Source organism: Curtobacterium sp. VKM Ac-2861 (assembly GCF_013204965.1).
Classification (GTDB): domain Bacteria; phylum Actinomycetota; class Actinomycetes; order Actinomycetales; family Microbacteriaceae; genus Curtobacterium.
Genome location: NZ_JABMLA010000001.1, coordinates 956987 through 979982, shown reverse-complemented (window position 1 = coordinate 979982; position 22996 = coordinate 956987). Strand labels below are relative to the sequence as shown.

General features: G+C 70.7%; 19 protein-coding genes and 1 other RNA gene. 16 read left to right on the top strand and 4 right to left on the bottom strand.

All coding sequences use genetic code 11. The features are described 5' to 3' along the window. The first annotated feature begins 6 nt into the window (after positions 1–6). The 7 genes from pyrH (at position 7) to HQQ88_RS04380 (ending at position 5073) form a co-directional block, all read left to right on the top strand. Positions 7–726, top strand: a complete 720-nt coding sequence (pyrH, locus tag HQQ88_RS04410; RefSeq protein WP_111086088.1) for a UMP kinase — start codon at positions 7–9, stop codon at positions 724–726. Between the two features lie 47 nt (positions 727–773). Continuing rightward, entirely contained in the window at positions 774–1328 is a 555-nt protein-coding gene (frr, locus tag HQQ88_RS04405) for a ribosome recycling factor (protein ID WP_111086089.1), read from the top strand. A 65-nt stretch (positions 1329–1393) separates the two neighbouring features. After that, positions 1394–2338 (top strand): phosphatidate cytidylyltransferase, encoded by a 945-nt coding sequence (locus HQQ88_RS04400; RefSeq protein ID WP_123294841.1) that lies wholly within the window; start codon positions 1394–1396, stop codon positions 2336–2338. Between the two features lie 90 nt (positions 2339–2428). Continuing rightward, a complete protein-coding gene (locus HQQ88_RS04395) occupies positions 2429–2977 on the top strand; it encodes a DivIVA domain-containing protein (RefSeq protein WP_111086090.1) in 549 nt (182 codons plus the stop codon). Positions 2978–3037: 60 nt separating this feature from the next. Next, positions 3038–4015 carry a lytic transglycosylase domain-containing protein gene (locus tag HQQ88_RS19385; RefSeq protein ID WP_254066828.1) on the top strand — a complete coding sequence of 326 codons (978 nt, stop codon included), beginning with the start codon at positions 3038–3040 and terminating at the stop codon, positions 4013–4015. Between the two features lie 12 nt (positions 4016–4027). After that, on the top strand, positions 4028–4330 hold the full coding sequence (locus HQQ88_RS04385) for a hypothetical protein (protein WP_235035894.1): 303 nt from the start codon (positions 4028–4030) through the stop codon (positions 4328–4330). Further along, on the top strand, positions 4327–5073 hold the full coding sequence (locus HQQ88_RS04380) for an alpha/beta family hydrolase (protein WP_173168713.1): 747 nt from the start codon (positions 4327–4329) through the stop codon (positions 5071–5073). The genes HQQ88_RS04385 and HQQ88_RS04380 overlap by 4 nt, the downstream gene beginning before the upstream one ends. A gap of 91 nt (positions 5074–5164) precedes the next feature. Here HQQ88_RS04380 and HQQ88_RS04375 read toward each other — a convergent pair whose 3' ends face one another. Then, positions 5165–7003, bottom strand: a complete 1839-nt coding sequence (locus HQQ88_RS04375; protein WP_173168712.1) for a hypothetical protein — start codon at positions 7001–7003, stop codon at positions 5165–5167. A gap of 184 nt (positions 7004–7187) precedes the next feature. Here HQQ88_RS04375 and HQQ88_RS04370 point away from each other — a divergent pair, with 184 nt between their 5' ends. After that, positions 7188–8930: a hypothetical protein gene (locus tag HQQ88_RS04370; protein WP_173168711.1), complete on the top strand. Its 1743-nt coding sequence runs from the start codon at positions 7188–7190 to the stop codon at positions 8928–8930. Continuing rightward, complete coding sequence (locus HQQ88_RS04365) at positions 8927–9934, top strand: tetratricopeptide repeat protein (protein ID WP_173168710.1); 1008 nt, start codon at positions 8927–8929, stop codon at positions 9932–9934. Before HQQ88_RS04370 ends, HQQ88_RS04365 begins: the two co-directional genes overlap by 4 nt. Positions 9935–10023: 89 nt before the next feature. On the opposite strand, the gene glgB is transcribed toward HQQ88_RS04365, so the two are convergent. From glgB to HQQ88_RS04350, 3 genes are all read right to left on the bottom strand, one after another. Next, positions 10024–12579 (bottom strand): 1,4-alpha-glucan branching protein GlgB, encoded by a 2556-nt coding sequence (gene glgB, locus HQQ88_RS04360; protein ID WP_216833966.1) that lies wholly within the window; start codon positions 12577–12579, stop codon positions 10024–10026. Then, positions 12576–14576 (bottom strand): alpha-1,4-glucan--maltose-1-phosphate maltosyltransferase, encoded by a 2001-nt coding sequence (locus tag HQQ88_RS04355; RefSeq protein ID WP_173168709.1) that lies wholly within the window; start codon positions 14574–14576, stop codon positions 12576–12578. The genes glgB and HQQ88_RS04355 overlap by 4 nt, the downstream gene beginning before the upstream one ends. A gap of 171 nt (positions 14577–14747) precedes the next feature. Next, positions 14748–16811: an alpha-amylase family glycosyl hydrolase gene (locus tag HQQ88_RS04350; protein ID WP_173168708.1), complete on the bottom strand. Its 2064-nt coding sequence runs from the start codon at positions 16809–16811 to the stop codon at positions 14748–14750. 59 nt (positions 16812–16870) lie between these two features. Between HQQ88_RS04350 and HQQ88_RS04345 the strand changes: the two genes are divergently transcribed. The 7 genes from HQQ88_RS04345 to HQQ88_RS04315 all read left to right on the top strand — a co-directional run bounded on the left by HQQ88_RS04345 (position 16871) and on the right by HQQ88_RS04315 (position 22970). Continuing rightward, complete coding sequence (locus tag HQQ88_RS04345; protein ID WP_123294837.1) at positions 16871–18052, top strand: cysteine desulfurase family protein; 1182 nt, start codon at positions 16871–16873, stop codon at positions 18050–18052. Between the two features lie 60 nt (positions 18053–18112). Continuing rightward, the gene (gene prfB, locus HQQ88_RS04340) at positions 18113–19222 is read left to right on the top strand and encodes a peptide chain release factor 2 (RefSeq protein WP_111086442.1); all 1110 of its coding nucleotides are present in this window, start codon (positions 18113–18115) and stop codon (positions 19220–19222) included. 61 nt (positions 19223–19283) lie between these two features. Then, on the top strand, positions 19284–20039 hold the full coding sequence (gene ftsE / locus HQQ88_RS04335) for a cell division ATP-binding protein FtsE (protein WP_111086441.1): 756 nt from the start codon (positions 19284–19286) through the stop codon (positions 20037–20039). Then, the gene (ftsX, locus tag HQQ88_RS04330; RefSeq protein WP_111086440.1) at positions 20036–20950 is read left to right on the top strand and encodes a permease-like cell division protein FtsX; all 915 of its coding nucleotides are present in this window, start codon (positions 20036–20038) and stop codon (positions 20948–20950) included. Before ftsE ends, ftsX begins: the two co-directional genes overlap by 4 nt. Before the next feature lie 89 nt (positions 20951–21039). Further along, positions 21040–21516 (top strand): SsrA-binding protein SmpB, encoded by a 477-nt coding sequence (gene smpB / locus HQQ88_RS04325; protein WP_123294782.1) that lies wholly within the window; start codon positions 21040–21042, stop codon positions 21514–21516. A 101-nt stretch (positions 21517–21617) separates the two neighbouring features. After that, positions 21618–21994: a transfer-messenger RNA gene (gene ssrA / locus HQQ88_RS04320) on the top strand. A 160-nt stretch (positions 21995–22154) separates the two neighbouring features. Next, positions 22155–22970, top strand: a complete 816-nt coding sequence (locus HQQ88_RS04315) for a hypothetical protein (protein ID WP_123294781.1) — start codon at positions 22155–22157, stop codon at positions 22968–22970. The last annotated feature ends 26 nt before the right edge of the window (positions 22971–22996 follow it).

Sequence of the window (22996 nt, the reverse complement as noted above, 5' to 3'; positions counted from 1 at the left end):
GATCAGATGACCGACGAGAAGACCGGACGACGCCGCGTACTGCTGAAGCTGTCGGGAGAGGCCTTCGGGGCCGGATCGCTCGGCGTGAACCCCGACGTGATCGGGGCCATCGCCAAGGAGATCGCCGTCGCCGCGCGCGAGGTCGAGATCGCGATCGTCGTCGGCGGGGGCAACTTCTTCCGCGGCGCCGAGCTCTCGCAGCGCGGGATGGACCGCGGCCGTGCCGACTACATGGGCATGCTCGGCACCGTGATGAACGCGCTCGCCCTGCAGGACTTCCTCGAGCAGGCCGGGGCCGCCACGCGCGTGCAGTCGGCCATCGCGATGACCCAGGTCGCCGAGCCGTACATCCCGCGGCGCGCCGAGCGGCACCTCGAGAAGGGCCGCGTCGTCATCTTCGGCGCCGGGGCCGGTCTGCCGTACTTCTCGACCGACACGGTGGCCGCGCAGCGAGCACTCGAGATCAAGGCCGACGAGGTCCTCGTCGCCAAGAACGGTGTCGACGGCGTGTACACGGCGGACCCGAAGAAGGACGCCACGGCCGAGAAGCTGCACCACGTGACCTACCAGGACGCGCTCCTGAAGGGTCTGAAGGTCGTCGACGCCACCGCGTTCTCGCTCTGCATGGACAACGGCATGCCGATGCACGTCTTCGGCATGGAGGGCGACGGCAACGTCCAGGCCGCCATCCGTGGCGAGCGCATCGGCACCGTGGTCAGCAACTGACCCGCACCGCTGACTAGACTCGACGCCAGTACCGAAGGAGTAACACCGTGATCAGTGATGTCCTGACCGAAGCCACCGAGAAGATGGCGAAGGCTGTCGAGGTCGCCAAGGACGACTTCTCGACCGTCCGCACCGGCCGCATCAACGCGGCGCTCTTCCAGAAGATCCCGGTCGAGTACTACGGCACGCCGACGCCGCTCGCGCAGCTCGCGTCGCTGCAGACGCCCGAGGCCCGCACGCTCATCGTGACGCCGTACGACAAGACGGCGCTCAAGGAGATCGAGCGCGCCATCGCGACGTTCCCGAACCTCGGCGCCAGCCCGACGAACGACGGCGACATCGTCCGCGTGACGATCCCGGAGCTCACCAAGGACCGCCGCAAGGAGTTCGTCAAGCTCGTGCGGACGAAGGGCGAGGACCACAAGGTCGTCATCCGGAACATCCGCCGCAAGGCCAAGGACGACCTCGACGCACTCAAGGGTGAGATCTCGGACGACGAGATCTCGCGCGGCGACAAGGACCTCGAGGCCCTGACGAAGAAGCACGTCGACCAGATCGACGAGTCGCTGAAAAAGAAGGAAGCCGAACTCCTCGAGGTCTGATGCGCCGCCCGGACCAGGGCGGTGAACGCCCCACAGCAGAGCACGGACCCGACCAGACCGGGCCCGTGAAGAAGGGGCTCCGCCAGGACTTCGATGCGCGTGCCCGAGCGGCCCGCACCGACTTCGAGGCGCAGCTCCGGCAGCGCAAGGCCGACTTCGGTGCGCGCAACGAGGCCCTGACGGCGCGTACCGGGCGCAACCTGCCGGCGGCGATCGGCATCGCGCTCGCGTTCGCCGTGGTCATGCTCGGCACGCTCCTCATCTGGCCGCCGTCGTTCATGGTCGTGGCGGCGTTCCTGCTCGGCGTGGGCGTCTACGAGCTCACGAGCGCCATGCGCTTCGCCGGCCGGGACGTCCCGCGGATCCCGAGCGTCGCCGTCGCGATCGCGATCGTGCCGGCGGCGTTCCTGCTCGGGCAGGTCGCGGCACTCTTCACGCTGCTCGGCGGCATCGTCCTGATCAGCCTCTGGCGTCTGGTCGAGGTCGCGCTCTCGCGGCAGAAGCCGTCGGCCGGCGACGTGTTCCGCGACGTCACGAACGGTCTGTTCGTGCAGGCGTACATCTCGCTGCTCGGCGCCTGTGTCGTCCTGCTCTCCGCGCAGTCGCAGGGCAACCTGTGGGTGATCGGCTTCATCCTGGTCGTCGTCGCCGTCGACACCGGTGCGTACGCCACCGGGTTGAACCTCGGCAAGCACCCGATGGCGCCGCGGATCAGCCCGAAGAAGACGTGGGAGGGCTTCGCCGGATCGGTCGCAGCGAGCATCATCGTCGGCATCCTGGTCGCCTGGCTCATGCTCGGCCTGCCGTGGTGGACCGGCGTCGTGCTCGGCGTGCTGATCTCCGGGTCCGCGACCCTGGGTGACCTCACCGAGTCGATGATCAAGCGCGACCTCGGCATCAAGGACATCTCGTCCTTCCTGCCCGGGCACGGCGGACTGCTCGACCGCATCGACAGCATCTTGCCGTCGGCCGCCGTCGCCTACGTGCTGTACCTGATCGTCAACCACTGACCGACCTCGATCGACCTCGTCGGCCCACCCTGAGCGCCACCCTCAGCGCGTCCAGGTTGTGCCACGGGTCGGGACTGGCAGAATGACGCCGTGGCCACCACCTTCCCGACCGCAGCCCGCTCCGCCCTCGGATACGACGTCGACGAAGTCGAGCGTTTCCTCGAGGACGCCCGTCGTGCGTACTCCGCCGACGACAGCGCCCCCGGCATCGAGGCTGCGAAGATCCGCGCCACCGCGTTCTCGATGCGCAAGGGCGGCTACTCCACCTCGCACGTCGACGCAGCGCTGGAGCGCCTCGAGGACGCCTTCGCGGCCCGGGAGCGCGAGCGGGAGATCGGGGACGCCGGACAGAAGGCCTGGTACGCCGAAGCCCGCACGAAGGCCTCCGACGTCGTGGCCCGCCTCGAGCGCCCGGACGGACAGCGGTTCAACCGGGTGAGCGTGCTCGGCACCGGCTACCACCCGAAGGACGTCGACGCGTTCGCGGCCCGCCTCGGTGGCTACTTCCGCGAGGGCAAGCCATTGAGCCTCACCGAGGTGCGGTCGATCGTGTTCCGCCCGAAGCACGGCGGCTACCGCGAGGGCCAGGTGGACGCGCTGCTCGACGCCGTCGTCGAGGTCATGCTCGCCGTCCGCTGACGACGCGCTGCACCCAGGTGCTTCGCTTTCCGTGATCGTTCCGTTACCCTGGTCCTACTCATGGGCAGGCACACGGCAGACCACAGCTCCGACCGCGATCCCCGCGAGCACCTCAGCCTCCAGGCTTCGGGTGAGCGCCGCGCGGCACTGAACCGAACCCGTACGGCGGACACCTCGGTGCTCGACGCGAACCCGCAGGTCCTGCCGGAGACCGGTCCCGTCGCGACGCCGAAGTCCGTCGCAGCGAACCGCGTGTCCGACGAACGCATCGCCGCGTTCGCGCACGAGGCCCCCGCGGCCCGGGTGGACCCGCGTGCCGCCAAGCAGCGCACCGCGACGGCCCAGCAGCCGAGCCGTGGCGCAGCCGCCGCGGTCAACGCCTTCGCACGGAAGCGTTCCTCGGTTCCGGCGTTCTCGTTCGTCGGGGTCTTCCTCTTCGTCGGGGCGTCGCTCTTCAACCCGCTCCAGGCCGACGTCGCGCAGGCCGCGGTCGACACCCCGGTGCTCGTGAAGACGCCGCAGGCCCCGCAGCAGTACACCGCGCACGGCACCTACGGCGACGCCGCTGCCGACCGTGACGGCTACGGCGTGACCGTGCCGGCGCCCAAGGTCGTCAAGCCCGTCGTCGAGGAAGAAGCCGACGACGCCACCACCGACGAGACGACCGACGCCGCCGCGACCGAGACCGAGAGCGTCTCCGCCGCGAACACGCTGGCCGCCGTGGCCGCGACGCCCGACGCGGGCAGCGCACAGGCCATCGCCCTGCAGCTCGTCACGGCCCGGGGCTGGGGCACCGACCAGTACAACTGCCTCGTCTCGCTGTGGAACAAGGAGTCCGGCTGGCGGGTGAACGCCTACAACCCCAGCGGTGCGTACGGCATCCCGCAGGCGCTCCCGGGCAGCAAGATGGCGACCGCCGGTGCCGACTGGCAGACGAACCCCGCGACGCAGATCACGTGGGGTCTCAACTACATCGCCGGTGTCTACGGCACGCCCTGCGGCGCCTGGGGCCACAGCCAGGCGAACAACTGGTACTGATCGGCAGTTGGGGTGCCGCGCAGCAACCGGCCGCGGCGTCCCCGTGGTCGCGACGTCGAGCCTGACGAGGACACCGGCCTCGATCGGCTGATGAGCTCGTGGAAGCGCACCGAGGTGCGTCGCGGGCGGGAGTACCTCGTCCAGCCCGTCTCCGCGGCGTCGGCGCAGAAGGAGTACGTCTGCCCCGGGTGCGGCGGTACGGTCCTGCCCGGTACCGCACACGTGGTGGTCTGGCGTTCCGACGGGGTCCTCGGCGACGCTGCTGACCTGGCATCACGCCGACACTGGCACAACCACTGCTGGAGCATCGCATGAGCGAGCACACCGAGCCCGACGGCGAGATCCGCTCCGCCTCGCAGCTGCCCGCTCGCCGCACCGACGTCGAGCTCGTCACCGACGACCACCTCACCCTGGTCGGGGAGCTCGCCGAACCGGAGTCGCGCCCGGCACGGGGCACCGTCGTGACGCTGCACCCACTGCCGACCGCGCACGGCTTCATGGATTCGCACGTCCTCAAGAAGGCCGCCGCGCGTCTGCCGGCCCTGGCGGACATCGCGGTCCTGCGTTTCAACTTCCGGTCGGTGACGTCACCGCGCGGCACGTCCGAGGGTGTGTTCGGCGAGGGGGTCTCCGAGGGCTTCGACCTGCGCGCCGCCGTCGCCGAGGTGGTCGACCGTGGTCTGCCGACGCCGTGGTTGGTCGGGTGGTCCTTCGGCACCGAGGTGATCCTCAAGCACGCGCTGGAACACGTCGAGGCCGGCACCGTGGCGGGCGTGGTCCTGCTCTCGCCGCCGCTGCACCGCACCACGGAGGATGAGCTCGCGCGCTGGGCAGCCGTGGACGTCCCGGTGGTGGCCCTGGTGCCCGAGCACGACGACTTCCTGCAGCCCGACGAAGCGATCGCCCGGTTCGCCGTCGCCCCGAACGTCCGGGTCGTCCCGATCGAGGGCGCGAAGCACCTGTGGGTGGGGGAGCGCTACGTCCGGATCGTCCTCGACGCCGTCGCCGACCTCGTCGTGCCGGGCAGCGCGCCGCTGCCGACGCACTGGCCGGTCTGACGGCACTCGCCGGTCCGACGCACGGTACGTACCCACCTCGGTGCGGTGGGCCGACCGGGAGGCGCGACCCGCGCCTCCCGGTCGGGTCGCGTCAGCGTTCGGTCGCGTCCACTGCGTCGTCGGCTGCTCCGGGCGCGGTGCCGGGTGCGGTCCCCAGCAGGCCGGTCGCGTGCGTGAGCACGCCGCGCAGGTTCTCCAGGTAGCCCGCAACGGCCTCGCGCTCGGTGCGGATCGCCGACAGTCGGTCCTCGGCCTCGGCGGTGATGGCAGCCGTGCGCTCCTCGGCATCGGAGACCATCCGGTGCACGCGGTCCTGGGCATCGGCGACGATGGTGCGGGCGTGCTCCTGCGCGTCGGCGGTGCTGGTGCGCTCGAGGTCGTCGGCTTCCTGCTGGAGCCGCTCGGCGCGCTCTCGGGCCTCGGTGGCACGGCGCGTGGCCTCGGCGAGCTGCAGGTTCGCCTCGTCGAGGTACTTCTGCGTCTCGGTGACGGTCTCGTGGTGCTTCTGCAGGTAGTCCTGCTCGGCGTCGTCCCGGCGTGAGGCGAGCTCGGACTCGAGGGTCGTGCGGGCCTCGTCGCGCTCGCGGGCGATCTCGGCGCGGGCCTCGTCGCGTTCCTTCGCCAGGTCGGCGCGGGCCGTGTCGATCTCCTGACGGAGGGCGGTGCGCTCCGCCTCGAGCGCGTCGAGTTCGGCGGAGCGACGGTCGGCGATCTCGGTGTCGACCTCGGCGTGCTCGCGTTCGCGGCGGGCGGCGAGCGCGTTCTCGTGCTCGCGGTCCGCGCGCTCGGCGGCGGCCTCGGCCTCGGCACGCTCCCGGGCGATGCGGGTGTCGTGCTCCTCGAGCTCGCGGGCGATCCGGTCGGCGGTCTCCTGCACGAGCCGCTCGTTCTCGATGCGCGTCTGCTCCTCGTCGACACGCAACTGCGCTCGCACCGCCTCGGCTTCCTGCGCGAGGGCCGTGCGCGCCGAGGCGAGCTCCCGGTCCCACTCGGCGCGGGCGGCCGCGAGTTCCTCGTCCACGACGCGGCGGCGGTCTTCGAACTCACCGTCGATCTCGGCGCGGCGGCGGTCGACCTCGGCCTGCAGCTCGGCGCGACCGGTCTCGATCGCCAGGGCGTGCGCCTGCTGCTGCTCGTCGCGCTCGCGGTGCCACGCGGCGCGCCCCTCGGTGACCTCGCGCTCGAGTGCCTCGCGGCGGGTGGCCTCTTCGTGGTCGAGGTCCTCGACCCGGCGGGCGTGGTCGGCCTCGAACACCGAGCGGCGGTGCTCGGTCTCGCGGTCGAGGTCGGCCGCTGCCGTACGGGAGTCGGCCGACTCGCGCTGGGCGATCTCGCGCAGCTCGGCGACCTCGTGCTCGACCTGGGCGCGCAGGGCGTTCGTCTCGCGGATGGCGACGGAGCGGACCTCTGCGGCCTCGGTCACGGCGGCGCCGCGGATGGCAGCGGCCTCGTTGCGGGCGTCCTGGGTGAGCAGGCCGGCCTCGGCGCGGGCACGCTCGACGGTGTCGGCGGCCTCGGCACGCGCGCGGGTGAGTTCGTTGGTGGAGCGGGTGCGGGCGTCCTCGAGGGTGTCGCGGGCTTCCTCCTGCGCCTCGCGCACGGTGCGGTCGGCCTCGGCCCGGCTCGACGCCCGCAGGCGCTGTGCGTCGATGTCCGCCTGGCTGATGAGACGGGTGGACTGCTCCTCCGCCACGCGCAGGGTCGACTCGAGTCGCGTGCCCAGGCCGCTGTAGGTGGGGGTGCCGGCCTCGTCGAGTTCGCCCTGGAGCTCGGAGACGCGGGACTGCAGGAGACGGATCTCCTTCGCGGCGTCGGCACGGTCGGTGTTCGACTTGATGAGCTCACGGCGCAGGTCGTTCAGTGAGCGGTCGACGTCGTCGCGGCGGTACCCGCGCAGCTCGGTCCCGAACTCGGCCTCGTCGTTCGCCACGTGTCGCTCCTGGGTGCTCGGCGGAGGGCCCGATCCGGCCCGCGGTCGATTGTAGTGGTGGCCCGACGGGGTCGTCTGAGTCCCGCGACAGCCCGGATGGATGCGCTGCTCAGCCATGCTCGCTATCCTGAGTCGCTGATTCGCGCGCCGACATCCCCACCCCGGCGCGGTAGGGAGAGTGTTCGTGCGATTCGTCCTGGCGATCGTCAGTTTCGTCATCGGCCTGCTGCTCGTCGCGTTGGCGGTCGGACAGCGGACCGTGTTCGCTCCGCCGTCCTCGCTCGTCGCGGACAGCTCGACCACCAGCTCTGCTCCGGTCACCGTGATCCCCGGGTCGACGCTCAACGCGAACCCCGGCTACCAGCGCATCAACGTGTCCGGCTCCGGCAAGGTCTTCGCGGCGTACGGCAAGACGGCCGACGTCGACGCGTGGGTCGGTGACGGCGAGCACACCACGCTCCGGTTCGACGCCGAGAGCGCGAAGCTGGTGGGCAAGACCACCGGCTCCGAGGCGTCCGTCCCGTCGCCGAAGGGCAGTGATCTCTGGTACCAGGAGTACGACGGCTCCGGGCAGTTCACGGTCCGTCTGCCGCAGGACGTCTCGGTCCTCATCGTCAGCGACGGCACCGCCGCCGCCCCGAGCGATGTCTCGGTCACCTGGCCGAAGGACACCGCGACGCCGTCCGTCGGCCCCCTGCTGGTCGCCGGTGGCGTCTTCGCACTCGGCGGCATCGTGCTGCTGGTCCTGGCGTTCCTGCACCAGCGCCGCGGTCGTGGGCCGCGTCGTCGCAGCGGTGGCACCCGACCGCCGCGCGTGCGGGCCTCGCGCCGTGCCGCCGCCGCCGGTGCACAGGTCCCGACGCGGGGCCGCCGTGGATCGCGCGCGTTCATCGCGGTCCCCGTGGTGCTCGTCGGCACGCTCGCACTGGCCGGCTGCTCGTCCGACTACTGGCCGCAGGGCGGGGACCCCTCGCTCGCGACCCCGACCCCCACGGCCAGCGCGACCGGCGCGGCGGAGACCACCGAGCCCACGGCGGCGACCAAGCAGCAGATCACCCGGGTCGTCGAGCGGATCGCCACGGTGGCGAAGCAGTCCGACGGCGCCCGCGACCGTGACCTGGCGAAGACCCGCTTCACCGGTGCCGCGCTCGACCTGCGCCTGGCGAACTACTCCATCCGCGGCAAGGACTCCGACGCCAAGGCGCCGCCGGCGATCTCGGCCGGTCAGGTGTGCGTCGCGTTGCCGCAGCAGACCGACACGTGGCCGCGCACGGTCTTCGTGATCGTCGCCGAGGACTGCGACGCAAAGTCGGCACCGCAGGCCCTGACGCTCGTGCAGGACACCGCGCGCGACCCGTACAAGGTCGCCTACGACGTCTCGCTCGAGGCCGACGCCAAGATCCCGAGCCTCGCGCCGACGTCGATCGGTGCGGCGCTCCTGGCTCCGCAGTCGAAGCTCCTCGCGATCGCCCCGGACCAGGTCGCGACCGCCTACGGCGACATCCTGTCCAAGGACTCGAAGAGCGAGTACGCCGACCTGTTCGCCACCGAGGGTGACGGCCTCCGCACCACCATCGGCAAGGCGTACAAGGACAAGAAGGCGAAGTCCCTGCCGGACACGGCGAAGATCGAGTACTCGTCCGAGGCCCCGGAGGACTCCGCCGTCGCGATCGCGACCGACGACGCCGGCGCGCTCGTCTCCGCCGACCTCAACGAGATCGAGAAGGTGGCCCCGACCGCCTCCGGCGCCGAGGTCAACACCGAGGGTGCCGTCAAGGCACTGTCCGGGGTCGACACGAGCAAGAAGGGCATCAGCGCCACGTACGGCGTACAGCTGCTCTTCTACGTGCCGCCGGTCGCCTCGGATGACAAAGTGGTCCTGCTCGGGTTCACGCAGGGCCTGACCGCAGCGAGTGAGGTGCAATGAGCAACATCCCCCCGACCCCGTCCGGGCTCCGCGGAGCCGTGGACCTGTCGTCCCTCGTCGACCGCGCACAGCGGCCGCCCCAGCCGCCCGCCGGTGCTCCGGCGCAGGCGGGAAGCCCGACCGGTGCAGCAGCGCCGGGCACCGAGACCGGCGGCGACCTGACCGTCCCGTCGCTCGTGCTCGACGTCACCGACGACACGTTCCAGGACGTCCTGGAGCTGTCGTCCGTTGTGCCCGTCATCGTCGACATCTGGGCCGAGTGGTGCGGGCCGTGCAAGCAGCTCTCGCCGATCCTCGAGCAGCTCACCGCCGAGTACGGCGGGCGCGTGCTGCTCGCCAAGGTGGACGCCGACACGAACCCGCAGCTCGTGCAGGCGTTCCAGGCGCAGTCGATCCCGACCGTGGCCGCGCTGATCGGCGGGCGCCCGCTCGGGCTCTTCGTCGGCGCGCTGCCCGAGGCGCAGGTCCGCGACGTCTACGAGCAGGTCCTCCAGGCAGCCGAGCAGAACGGCGTCTCCGGTCGCGTCACCGTGGACGGTGCTGCCGCGCCCGAGGACACCGCCGAGCAGGGCGAGCCGGAGCCGGAAGCGCTGCCGCCGCACCACCAGGCCGCGTACGACGCGATCGAGCAGGGCGACTACGCCACGGCGATCACCGAGTACAAGACCGCGATCCTGCAGGACCCGCACGACCAGATGGCCGTCGCGGGGCTCGCGCAGGTGTCGCTCCTGGACCGGTTGAACGGCCACACCGCGGACGACATCCGTGCCGCTGCCGGTGCGGGTCCGAAGGACGTCCAGGCGCAGCTCGCGGTCGCCGACCTCGACATCTCCGGTGGCCACGTCGAGGACGCCTTCGGGCGCCTGCTCGACCTGGTGCCGACGGTGTTCGGCGAGGACCGTGAGGCTCTGCGCGTCCGCCTGGTCGAGTACTTCGAGCTCATCGGGACCGACGACCCGCGCGTCGTCGCGGCCCGCCGTCGCCTGGCGAGCGCCCTGTACTAGCGGTCCGCAACCGACGAACGGGAGGCCCGGTGCCAGCTGGCACCGGGCCTCCCGTCCGTCTGCGGCCGCGTCCAGGACGCGGGCCACAGCTAGCGCTCGAGCTTGAGCCAGACGGCCCCGAGCGGCGGCACCACGAGGTGCGCCGATGCGGGGCGGCCGGCCCACGGGGTGTCCTCGGCGGTGACGACTCCGAGGTTGCCGACACCGGAGCCGCCGTACTCCGCGGCGTCGGTGTTGAGCACCTCGTGCCACTCGCCGGCGCTCGGCAGGCCGAACCGACGCTCCACGGGCACGCCCGAGAAGTTCACGAACACCGCCAGCCGGTCGTCGCCGTCCTTGCGCAGGAACCCGAGCGTCGAGTGGGGTGCGTCGCCGCCCTCGATCCACTCGAAGCCGTCGGCCGTGCTGTCGTGCGTCCAGAGCGCGGGCGTGTCCTTGTAGACCCGGTTCAGGGCGGCGACGAGGTCCTGCACACCGCGGTGCCCGGGCTGGTCGAGGAGCCACCAGTCGAGCCCCTTCGCCTCGGACCACTCTGCGGGCTGGGCGAACTCCTGCCCCATGAAGAGCAGCTGCTTGCCGGGGTGCGCCCACATGAACGCCAGGTAGGCCCGGACGTTCGCGAGCTTCTGCCACTCGTCGCCGGGCATCTTGCCGTAGAGGGAACCCTTGCCGTGCACGACCTCGTCGTGGCTGATCGGCAGGGTGAACTGCTCACTGAAGGCGTAGACGAGCGAGAACGTGATCTCGTCGTGGTGGTAGCTGCGGTACGCGGGGTCGCGCTGCACGTACTCGAGCGAGTCGTGCATCCAGCCCATGTTCCACTTCTGGCCGAACCCGAGCCCACCGGCGCTGGTCGGCTGGGTCACGCCGGGCCACGAGGTGCTCTCCTCGGCGATCATGACGATGCCCGGGTAGCGCTTGTAGGCGGTGGCGTTCGTCTCCTGCAGGAACGCGACGGCGTCCAGGCTCTCGCGGCCGCCGTGGATGTTCGGCAGCCAGTCGGTGCGGGAGTAGTCGAGGTACAGGATCGAGGCGACGGCGTCGACGCGCAGGCCGTCGATGTGGAACTCCTCGAGCCAGTACAGGGCGTTGGCGACCAGGAAGTTCCGGACCTGCGGCTGCCCGAAGTCGAACACGTAGGTGCCCCAGTCGAGCTGCTCGCCGCGGCGGGGGTCCGGGTGCTCGAACAGCGCGTGGCCGTCGAAGCGTCCGAGTGCCCACTCGTCCTTCGGGAAGTGTCCGGGGACCCAGTCCATGATCACGCCGATGCCGGCGGAGTGCAGGCGGTCGATCAGGTACCGCAGGTCGTCGGGGGAGCCGTAGCGTGCGGTCGGGGCGTAGTACCCGGTGACCTGGTAGCCCCACGAGCCGCCGAACGGGTGCTCGGCGAGCGGCAGGAACTCCACGTGCGTGAAGCCCGTGTACTGCACGTGCCCGATGAGCTGGTCGGCGACCTCGCGGTACGACAGCCCGGGGCGCCACGAGCCGAGGTGGACCTCGTAGACGCTCATCGGCGCATCGTGCGTGGTCGTCTCCGCGCGGCGTTCCATCCAGGCGCGGTCGCCCTCGGACCACGTGTAGCTCGACTCGGTGATGACCGAGGCGGTGGCCGGGGCGATCTCGGCCTCGCGGGCGAACGGGTCCGCGCGCTCGACCCAGCCGGAGTCGGTGAGGATCTGGAACTTGTACCGCTGACCGGCGACGGCCCCCGGCCAGAACAGCTCCCAGACGCCGAGGTCGCTCAGGCGGCGCATCGCGGTGGTGCGGCCTTCCCAACCCTCGAAGTCGCCGATCACGCGCACGGCGGTGGCTCGGGGTGCCCACACGGAGAACGCGACGCCGTCGACGCCGTCGATCGTGCGGACGTGCGCACCGAGGTGGTGCCAGAGCTGCTCGTCGCGGCCCTCACCGAACAGGTGCAGGTCGAGTTCGCCGAGCGTCGGGGCGAACCGGTACGCGTCGTCGGTCGTCCAGGTGGCGTCGTCCTCTTCCGAGGACTCGTCGAAGTCGTAGTCGGCCTCGACCCGGTAGCGCCCGAGCTCCTCGGTGGTGGCACCGGCCCAGAGCCCGTCGCCCTCGTGGGTCAGCTCGACGTCGTCGCCGTCGAGCCGGACGAGCCGGACCGCCTGCGCCAGGTGGCGCACCACGCGGACGCTCGTGCCGCCGTCGACGGCGTGCGGGCCGAGGACGTCGTGGGGCTGGGACCAGCGGCCCTCGGCGACCTGTTGGCGCAGCCACTGCTCGACCGGAGCCGGGCGCGGGCCCGTGCTGTCGGCGGTGTCGGGCTCGGGAGCCGGCGGCGTCGGGAGGGCGGTCGACGGCGCGACGGTGGACGGGCCTCCGGTCGGTGCGCTAGAGGACGCGACGGCGTCGACGGACGGTACCCGCGGGTGCGTCGCGTCGGCGGGGTGTCCCGCCAGCGTGGCGGACTCGGCGACCCCGCGGTCGGGCGCCTCGCGCGGTGCAGCGGGAGCGCCGGGCAGGTCCTCGTCGGGGGCGGAGACCCGCGGCTCGTAGCGCGGCTCCGGCTTCGCGTCGGACGGTGTCCGCGCGGGCACGGGCGGCGGCGGGGGCGGTACCGGCGGCACGGCGGGGCCGCGGCGCGACGGCGGGGTCGGCTGGGGTGCGGTCGGGTCGTTCGTCATCGGTGCAGTCCTTCCACGACGAGCAGGTGCACGGGTTCCTGGAAGGCGTCCAGGCGGACGTAGTTCGACGCGCCCCAGACCCAGCGCTGCCCGGTCACGACGTCACGGACGTCGAACCGGCTGTCGGCCGGCAGGCCGAGCGCAGCGAGGTCCAGGTGCACGGTGGTCTCACGCGCCGAGTGCGGGTCGACGTTCGCGACGACGATCACGGTGTCGGCGTGCCCGGAGCGGATGAACTCGCCGGACAGGTGCTTCGAGTACACGACGGTCGCCGGGTCGTCGGCGGCGTGCACGTGCAGGTTCCGCAGCTGGCGGAGGGCGGGGTGCGCGGCACGGAGCCGGTTGAGCATCGTCACGTACGGAGCGAGCGACGCGCCCTCGGCCTCGGCCAGGGCGAAGTCACGCGGCTTGTACTCGTACTTCTCGTTGTCGATGTTCTCTTCCGAGCCGGGTCGGGCGACGTCCTCGAACAGCTCGTACCCGGAGTACATGCCCCACGTCGGGGCGCCCGTCGCAGCGAGCGCGGCACGAACCTTGTAGCCGGCGCGACCGCCGAACTGCAGGTACTCGGTGAGGATGTCCGGTGTGTTCACGAACAGGTTCGGGCGCAGGTAGTCGCTCGTCTCGTGCGACAGCTCCTCGAAGTAGGACTCGATCTCTTCCTTCGTGTTCCGCCACGTGAAGTACGAGTACGACTGCTGGAACCCGACCTCTGCCAGTGCGCGCATCATCGCCGGCCGGGTGAACGCCTCGGCCAGGAACACGGTGTCCGGGTGCTCGTCGCGGACTTCGCGGATGACGCGCTCCCAGAACCAGAGCGGCTTGGTGTGCGGGTTGTCGACCCGGAAGATCCGGATGCCGAAGTCGATCCAGTGCCGCAGGACGCGCAGGACCTCGGCGACCAGGCCCTCGGGGTCGGAGTCGAACTGGATCGGGTAGATGTCCTGGTACCGCTTCGGCGGGTTCTCGGCCGTGGCGATCGAGCCGTCGGCGCGCTGCGTGAACCAGTTCGGGTGCTCGGTGACCCAGGGGTGGTCGGGGGAGCACTGCAGCGCGAAGTCGAGCGCCACTTCCATGCCGGTGTTCTTGGCGGTCTCGACGAAGTCGCGGAAGTCGTCCTCGGACCCGAGGTCGGGGTGGATCGCGTCGTGCCCGCCCTCGGGGGAGCCGATCGCCCAGGGGCTGCCGGGGTCGTGCGGCCCCGGGGTGAGCGTGTTGTTCGGCCCCTTGCGCGCGGTCGTGCCGATCGGGTGGATCGGCGGCAGGTAGACGACGTCGAAGCCCATCCGGGCGACGGCGGGCAGACGACGGGCCGAGGTCCGGAAGTCGCCGCTCTTCCACGAGCCGTCCGGGTTCTTCTTCGCGCCTTCGCTGCGGGGGAAGAACTCGTACCAGGCGCCGACGCCGGCACGGGTGCGTTCGACGTCGAGCAGCTGCGTCGGGGAGTGCGTCCGGAGCGAGGTGAGCGGGGCTTCCTCGACCTCGGCCACGATGCGCGGGTCGTCGACGGCGGCCAGGCGCTCGGCCGGGTCGAGGTCGGTGTCGCGCACCTTGGCTGCCGCACGGGTGGCGGCGGGGGAGTCGGTCTCGTCGGCGAGCCGGTCGAGCAGCAGGGCGCCGTCGAGGAGCGTCGCCTCGGTGTCCACCCCGGCCGCGATCTTCAGCCGCGCGGCGTGCAGCCACGTGGCCCAGTCGTCGGAGTAGGACTCGACGTGCCAGGTCCAGACGCCGACGTGGTCGACCTGGACGGTCGCCTCGTACCGGTCGGTCCCGGGCGCGCCGAGGGCCAGGGGGACGGTCCTGGTGCCCCCGTCCGGGCGTTCGAGGACGAGGTCGGCGCCGATGATGCCGTGTCCTTCTCGGAAGACGGTCGCACCGAACGTGATCACCTCGCCGTCGAACGCCTTGCCGGGGAACCCGTTCGGCGTCCTCGGGGCGAGCTCGGTGATCGGGATGCGCCCGATCTTCGGTCGGCGGGGTCGGTCTGCGGTGGCCACGGAGCCGACGCTACCCGGCGAGCGCCTCCGCGTTCCCCGGAATCCGCCCCCTGTGGACGGTCGGGCGCGCCGTGGACCTGTGGAGGAACCGGACGGGAGGCCCGTGGCGGGGCCGCCACGGGCCTCCCGTCCGCCCACTGGTCACGTGCCGGGCGCGGGCCGGATCGCGCGCTACGCCGGCTCGAACAGGTGGATGCCGGGGCCGTAGGCGGTGAACACCTGACCGGCGGGGCGGAGCCGCTCGTGGTCACGGTGCTTCTCGCTCGACCACGCGAGGCGGTAGCCGAGCACGTCCTCGCGCACCGGCAGCGTCAGGTCACGAGTGCGCCCGCTGCCGTGCACCACGACCAGCACGCGGTCGTACGGCTCGTGCTCGGGCGTGGACTCGGCGAAGTACTGCAGGACGCGGTGCACCGGCTGGTCCCAGCCCTCGATGGTCATCGGGTGCCCGTCCGGCCCGTACCAGGACATCCTCGAGGCACCCGGGGTCTCCTGCCCCTCGACGCCGAAGCGCGTCGGCCGGAGTGCGGGATGCGCCTGCCGGAACCGGGCGAGCGCGGCGACGGCCTCGGTCATCGACTCGGCGTCCTCGTCATCGGACCAGTCCACCGGGGTGAGGTCGTCGGACACGACGTACGCGTTGTTGTTGCCGTGCTGCGTGCGGCTCCGCTCGTCGCCCGCGGTGAGCATCGGCACGCCGGCGGAGAGCAGCAGCGTCGCCGCGAGGTTCCGCATCGACCGGCCGCGCGCTGCCCGGACGCCGCGGTCGGCGGTGTCGCCCTCGATGCCGTGGTTGAACGAGCGGTTGTCGTTCGAACCGTCGCGGTTCTCCTCGCCGTTCGCCGCGTTGTGCTTGCCGTCGTACGACACCAGGTCGAGCAGCGTGAAGCCGTCGTGGGCGGTGACGAAGTTGACGCTCGCGAGCGGACCGCGGTCGACGCCGAAGACGTGGCGCGAGCCGGTCAGGGCGCCGGCGAGGGCGCCGATGCCGGTGCGGGGCATGCCGTTGCGGCGTTCCTCGGCGATGTCCGTCAGCCAGAACTGGCGGACCGTGTTGCGGAAGCCGTCGTTCCACTCACTGGTGCGGTCGCCGGCCGCGCCGAACGAGCCGGTCTTCCAACCGTCGGGTCCGACGTCCCACGGTTCGGCGATGACCAGGGTGTCCTGCAGGTCGGGGTGGTTCCGGATCCGCTCGAGCAGGGGGTGCTGCGGATCGAAGACGTGGTGGGCGTCGCGGGCGAGCGCGGCCATCAGGTCGAAGCGGAAGCCGTCGACCTGCACCTCGCGCGCCCAGTACACCAGGCTGTCGACGATCAGGTCCGCCGTGGACTCCACCGAGGTGTCCAGGGTGTTCCCGCAGCCGGTGGTGTCGTAGTAGGTGTCCCGGAACGGCGGCGCGGCCTGGGTCCACCGGTACCGCTCCGCACCGTCGATGCCGCGCAGGCTGGTGGTGGGTCCGCCGAGGCCCTCTTCCGCCGTGTGGTTGTAGACGACGTCGAGCACCACCTGGATGCCCGCTTCGTGCAGCAGCCGGACCATGCCCTTGAACTCGCGCAGGACCGCGGACGCGCCCTCGGCCCGTGCGGGTGCGGAAGCGTGCGCGGCGTGCGGCGCGAAGAACCCGAGGGTGTTGTAGCCCCAGGCGTTCTCGCGGCCGGCGTCCCGCAACCAGTTCTCGGTGTCGAACGCGTGCACCGGCAGGAGCTCGAGTGTCGTGACACCGATCCGGTGCAGGTGCGCGATGGTGCTCTCGTGCGCCACCCCGGCGTACGTGCCGCGCAGGTGCTCCGGCAGGTGCGGGTTCGCGGCGGTCAGGGTGCGGACGTTCGCCTCGTAGACCACGGCGCGGTCGAGCGGGACCGTGGGCTTGACGACGCCGCCCCAGTCGAAGGCGTCGTCCACGACGACGCTCGTCCAGCGGGGCGTCCCGGGCCCTGTCGGTGCGATGCCGCGGGCGTACGGGTCGAGCAGGGGGCGTGTCGGGTCGAACTCGTTCCGCGGTCCGACGGGCCCGTCGACGAGCAGGTGGTAGCGGTCACCCGGGGCGGCGCCGGGGGTCTCGGCCGTCCACAGGTCGGTCGCCGGCAGCCGCTCGAGCGGGTACCGGACCGGCTGCCCGTCCGCTCGCTCGACGACCACGACGACGGCCGTGGCGGTGGCGGACCGCAGGGAGAACCGCGGGACGTCGGCCCCGAGGTCGAACCCCGGGGTGTGGTCGATCGCTGTCTCGTGCACCCGACAAGGGTACGAGGACCGACGCGTATCCTGGACACCGCTCGTTCCAGGGGGTGCAGATGCCGGTCTACCTCGACCACGCCGCGACGACGCCGATCCTGCCGGAGGCGCTCGCCGCGTTCACCGACGCGCTCGGAACCGTCGGCAACCCGTCCTCGATCCACAGCGCCGGGCAGCGCGCCAAGATGCTGCTCGAGGACGGCCGCGCCGCCGTCGCCCGGTCGCTCGACGCCGACACCGTCGAGGTCGTGTTCACCTCCGGCGGCACCGAGAGCATCAACCTCGCCGTGAAGGGCCTGTTCTGGGCTCGTCAACGCGACCGTGCCCGCCCCCGCATCGTCGTCCCGGGTGGCGAGCACCACGCCACCGTCGACACCCTGACCTGGTTGGAGACGCACGAGGGCGCCGTCATCGACGTGGTCCCGTTGGACGCGCAGGGTCGCGTCGACCTCGTCGGACTGGAGGCACGACTCGCCTCCGCCGACGACGTCGCCCTGGTCACGTTCCTCTGGGCGAACAACGAGGTGGGCACCATCCAGCCCGTGTCACGGATCGTGGAGCTGGCGCACGCCGCCGGCGTGCCCGTGCACAGCGATGCCGTCGCCGCCTACGGCCAGGTGCCGGTGTCGTTCGCCGCGTCCGGCCTCGACGCCCTGAGCGTCTCCGCGCACAAGGTCGGCGGACCGGTCGGCATCGGTGCGCTGGTGCTCGGGCGGAAGGCCACCGTCGAGCCCCTCATCCACGGCGGCGGGCAGCAGCGGCAGGTGCGGAGCGGCACCCAGGACGCCCCCGCTGCAGCATCGTTCGGCGTCGCGGCCACGATGGTCGCCGCCGAGCCGATGCCGCACCCGTCGCTCGTCGCCCTGCGCGACCGGCTCGTCGCCGGAGTCCGTGCGGCCGTGCCGTCCGCCGTGCTGATGGGCGACCCCGACGACCGGCTGCCCGGCAACGCGCACTTCACGTTCCCGGGCTGCGAGGGCGACTCGCTGCTGTTCCTGCTCGACGCGGCCGGGGTCGCGGTGTCGACCGGGTCGGCGTGCCAGGCCGGCGTGCCCGAGGCGTCGCACGTGCTGCTCGCGATGGGCCTGTCGGAGCAGGACGCCCGCGGTGCGCTCCGGATCACGCTCGGACACACCTCGACCGATGCGGACGTCGACGCCTTCCTGGCGGCGTTGCCCGACGCGGTGGCGCGGGCCGGGGCTGCGGGCATGGCGTCGCGGGAGCCGTTGCTGGGGCGGTAGCGCGCCCGCCGGCGCGGGTGCGACGCCGACCGGCCTGCCGCGCCGGTAGGATCGGTGACCATGGTCGAACTGGACTTCACCGAGCAGCTCTCCGCCCTCCGAGAGACCTTCGGCAACATCCGCTCGGTGGTCGACGTCGACCGCCTGCAGCGTGAGATCGCCGACCTCAGCGAGCAGGCGGGCGCCCAGGACCTCTGGGACGACGTCGAGCACGCGCAGCAGGTGACGAGCGCGCTCTCGCACCGGCAGTCGGAGCTCAAGAAGATCACCGACACCGAGCGTCGCATCGACGACCTCGAGGTGCTCGTCGAGATGGCGAACGAGGGCGACGACCAGGACTCGGCCGACGAAGCCGTCGCCGAGCTCAAGGCGATCCAGAAGACCATGGGCGACCTCGAGGTGCAGACGCTCCTCGACGGCGAGTACGACGACCGCCCCGCCGTGATCACCATCCGCGCCGGGGCCGGCGGCGTCGACGCCGCGGACTTCGCCGAGATGCTCATGCGCATGTACCTGCGGTACGCCGAACAGCACGGCTTCAAGACCACCGTGATGGAGACGTCCTACGCCGAAGAAGCGGGCATCAAGTCCGCCACGTTCGAGGTCGACGCCCCCCACGCATTCGGCACCCTGTCGATCGAGGCCGGCACCCACCGACTCGTCCGCATGTCGCCGTTCGGCGCAGCGGGCAAGCGGCAGACCTCGTTCGCCGCGGTCGAGGTCATCCCGCTCATGCCGGAGACGATGGTCATCGACATCCCCGAGAACGACATCCGCGTCGACGTCTTCCGTTCGTCGGGCCCCGGCGGGCAGTCCGTCAACACGACCGACTCCGCGGTGCGCCTGACGCACATCCCGACCGGCACCGTCGTCTCCATGCAGAACGAGAAGTCGCAGATCCAGAACCGTGCGGCCGCCATGCGCGTGCTGCAGTCGCGCCTGCTCCTCCTGAAGAAGGAAGAGGAGAACGCGAAGAAGAAGGAGCTCGCCGGCAACATCACGGCGAGCTGGGGCGACCAGATCCGGTCCTACGTGCTGGCGCCGTACCAGATGGTCAAGGACCTGCGGAGCGAGCACGAGGTGAACAACCCCTCAGCCGTGTTCGACGGCGACCTGGACGGCTTCATCAACGCCGGCATCCGCTGGCGCAAGCAATCCGTCGACGCGTAGGGGTTCGTGAGCCGCGCGCCTCGCTTGCTTTCCAAGCGGGGCGACCTACCCTGATCCGGTCATGATCAAATTCGACCAGGTCACCAAGGTCTACTCGGGCAACCCGAGTCCGGCGCTCGACAACCTCACCCTCGAGATCCTCAAGGGCGAGTTCGTGTTCCTCGTGGGCGCCTCGGGTTCCGGCAAGTCCAGCTTCCTGCGCCTCGTGCTCAAGGAGGAGAAGCCCTCCCGCGGCCAGATCCACGTGCTCGGGCAGCGCCTCGGGTCCCTGGCGTCGCGGAAGGTCCCGTACTTCCGGCGCAACCTCGGCGTCGTGTTCCAGGACTTCCGACTCCTGCCCAACAAGAACGTCTTCGACAACGTCGCGTTCTCACTGCAGGTGATCGGCAAGAGCAAGGGCTTCATCAGCGAGGCCGTCACCGACGTGCTGAAGCTCGTCGGACTCGCGGGCAAGGCGACCCGCATGCCGCACGAGCTCTCCGGTGGTGAGCAGCAGCGCGTGGCGATCGCCCGCGCCGTCGTCAACAAGCCGGCGATCCTGCTGGCCGACGAGCCCACCGGCAACCTGGACCCCACCACGTCCGCCGGCATCATGGCGCTCCTCGAACGCATCAACCAGGGAGGCACCACCGTGCTCATGGCGACCCACGACGCCAGCATCGTGAACCAGATGCAGCGTCGGGTCATCGAGCTGTCGAACGGCACGGTCCTCCGTGACGAGCAGTCCGGCGGCTACCAGACCCAGGCGGTCCCGATCCAGCGCGGCACCGTGTCGAACACCACCGGCATCCAGACCATCCCGGGGCTCATCCGATGAGGCTCGGGCTCGTCATGTCCGAGGTCGGCTCGGGCCTGCGGCGCAACGCGTCGATGGTCGTCTCCGTCGTCCTCGTGACCTTCATCTCGCTCACCTTCGTCGGGACCGCGATCCTGCTCCAGATGCAGATCAACCAGATGAAGGGGTACTGGTACGACCGGGCGCAGGTCGCCGTCTACCTGTGCACCGACACCGACACCACCGGCAACTGCACGGGTGCCAAGGCCACCGAGGACCAGCGGAAGCAGGTCCAGGCCCAGCTCGAGTCGTCCACCCTCAAGCCGTACATCGAGAAGACGTACTACGAGGACCAGGACCAGGCGTTCACCCGCTTCAAGGAGCAGTTCAAGGACTCCGCGGCGACCGAGTTCGTCAAGCCCGAGTACCTGAACGAGACGTTCTGGGTGAACCTGAAGAACCCGTCGCAGGCCGACGTCCTCGTCGAGAGCCTGTCGAAGGTCGCCGGTGTGCAGAGCGTCGTCGACCAACGCGGCTACCTGCAACCGATCTTCAACCTGCTCAACGCGTCGTCGTACACGGCGATCGGCATCGCGGCGCTGATGCTCGTCGCCGCCGTGCTCCTCATCGCGACCACGATCCGGTTGTCCGCCTTCAGTCGCAGGCGAGAACTCGGCATCATGCGGCTGGTCGGTGCGTCGAACCGGTTCATCCAGACGCCGTTCGTGCTCGAGGGGGTGATCGCCGCCGCCATCGGAGCCGTCCTGGCGGGTGGCGCCATCACCGCGGTGGTGTGGTTCTTCGTCCGGAACTTCCTGGCCGAGCGCTTCACCGGCACGGCGTTCATCGGCATGGGGGACGCGGCCATCGTGGTGCCGTCGGTGATCGTCATCGGGGTGTTGCTCGCCGCGGTGTCGGCGTCGATCGCCATCCGCCGCTACCTCAAGGTCTGATCCGCCGCGCCGGGAAGGTGCGTGAGGCGCCTGCTGTTGGGTAGTCTGTAGGGCTGCGCAGCGCAGTGCCCGGAACGAGAGGAGTCGTCATGGCGAAGGAACGCGGTGAGAAGATCGTCGCGACGAACCGTCGCGCCCGACACGACTACCTCATCGAGGACACGTACGAGGCCGGCATGGTCCTGTCCGGCACCGAGGTGAAGTCCCTGCGCATGGGACGTGCCTCTTTGGTCGACGGGTACGCCTACATCGACCGGGGCGAAGCCTGGATCGATGCGGTGCACATCCCCGAGTACACCGAGGGCACGTGGAACAACCACGCACCTCGGCGCAAGCGCAAGCTGCTCCTCCACAAGCAGCAGATCGTGAAGATCTCGCACAAGACGGCCCAGGGCGGCTACACCCTCGTGCCGCTGCAGATCTACTTCCACGACGGTCGGGCCAAGATCGAGATCGCGGTCGCCAAGGGCAAGCGCGAGTTCGACAAGCGTCAGGCCATGCGGGAGAAGACCGACAAGCGTGAGGCCGAGCGGGCCATGCGCACGAAGAACCGCGTCGGCGAGTAGCGGCCTCGTACCTCGGTCAGCTAGACTGAGGGACTGCTCCGATCGGAGCAGTCGCAACACAACTCAACAGCGTGACAGCGGCTCGCACGTCCGGCCCGCATGGGGATGATCGGTTTCGACATTGCCTGTGTGCCGACGGGAAGCGGGCCGAGGACCCACGGTTATCTCGTGAACGATCCGTGGAAAACAACAAGTGCCAATTCCAAGCGCACTGACTTCGCTCTCGCTGCGTAAGCAGCCCAGCACATGAAGTCCGTCGGCCAGGTGACCGTCCCCTAACCTGATCCCGGCGTCATCCAGAGGACTTGCTGCACGGTTGCGCCTCAGGGCCGTGCGGGACTTGCACTGAGACTGGGCCCGTCGTCCTAGAAGCCGGTAGCAAAGGACGGGGCCGAGCAGAACGAACTATCCGGATACGCCCGTAGAAGACGTCGAATTGCAGCGATGGACGGGGGTTCGATTCCCCCCATCTCCACCATTCGCCGGTCGTCGAGCCGCTGTCACCACGTGTTGCACGAACGCCCCGTCACCGTCCCTGGACGATGCCGGGGCGTTCGCTGTCTCGCCACGTCCGGGGACTACGCTCCGGAGGAGGCGCAGGGAAACGCCCGCGCCGACCCCGAACGGAAGGCCCCCACGTGGTGCAGGAGATCGCGATCCGAGTCCGTCTGCGCGAGCAGGAGCGAGTGGTGCTCGCCGACTACGAGCGGATCGTGGGGTCCGTCGCGACCGTCGCTGCCCTCGCCGCCTGGCTGCCCACGCCCGACGCCCGCCTGGTCGTCCGCGGCCGGGGTGCCGAACCCGTCCGCCTCGAGACCGTCACCTACGGCTCGGTCGTCGAGATGCTCGTCGTGCTCGACCAGCGTTCGGCTGCTGTCGAACGGGGTGCAGCAGCGATCGCGGCGCTGATCGAGTCGGTGCGGCACGAGCACGTCGCCGATGACGTGGCCGGGGTCGCCGGTGAGCTGGACCGCCTGGACCGCGCTGCACCGCGTGGACGGTCGGTCGTCGAGCGCACGCTCCGCACGTTCCTCGAGGGTGCGCGCGCCGACGTCCTGGCACGCAAGACCACGACCCGGGTGCGGACCGCGCAGGCGCTGTTGCGGCTCGCCGAGGATGACGCGGTGCTCACCGTGGAGCGGGTGACGGACGCGCTCGCGCCCGTGCTCGAGGAACACGCGGTCGACGTCGCGCTGGACACGGGTTCCGCCGTGGTCGTCGAGCCGATCGACGGGGTCGAGTCGCCGGAGCTGACCCCGGTCCTCCCGCTGCCCTCGGGGGGAGCGAAGCCGAAGAAGTCGGACGAGAAGCCGTCCAAGAAGCAGGACGACGGCAAGAAGCAGAAGAAGGACGCCAAGAAGCCGTCCAAGAAGAAGGACGACGGCAAGAAGAAGTCCGACAAGAAGAAGTCGGACAAGAAGGCCGACGGCAAGAAGAAGAAGTCCAAGAAGTAGCAGCCTGAGTACTTATACAGCACAAT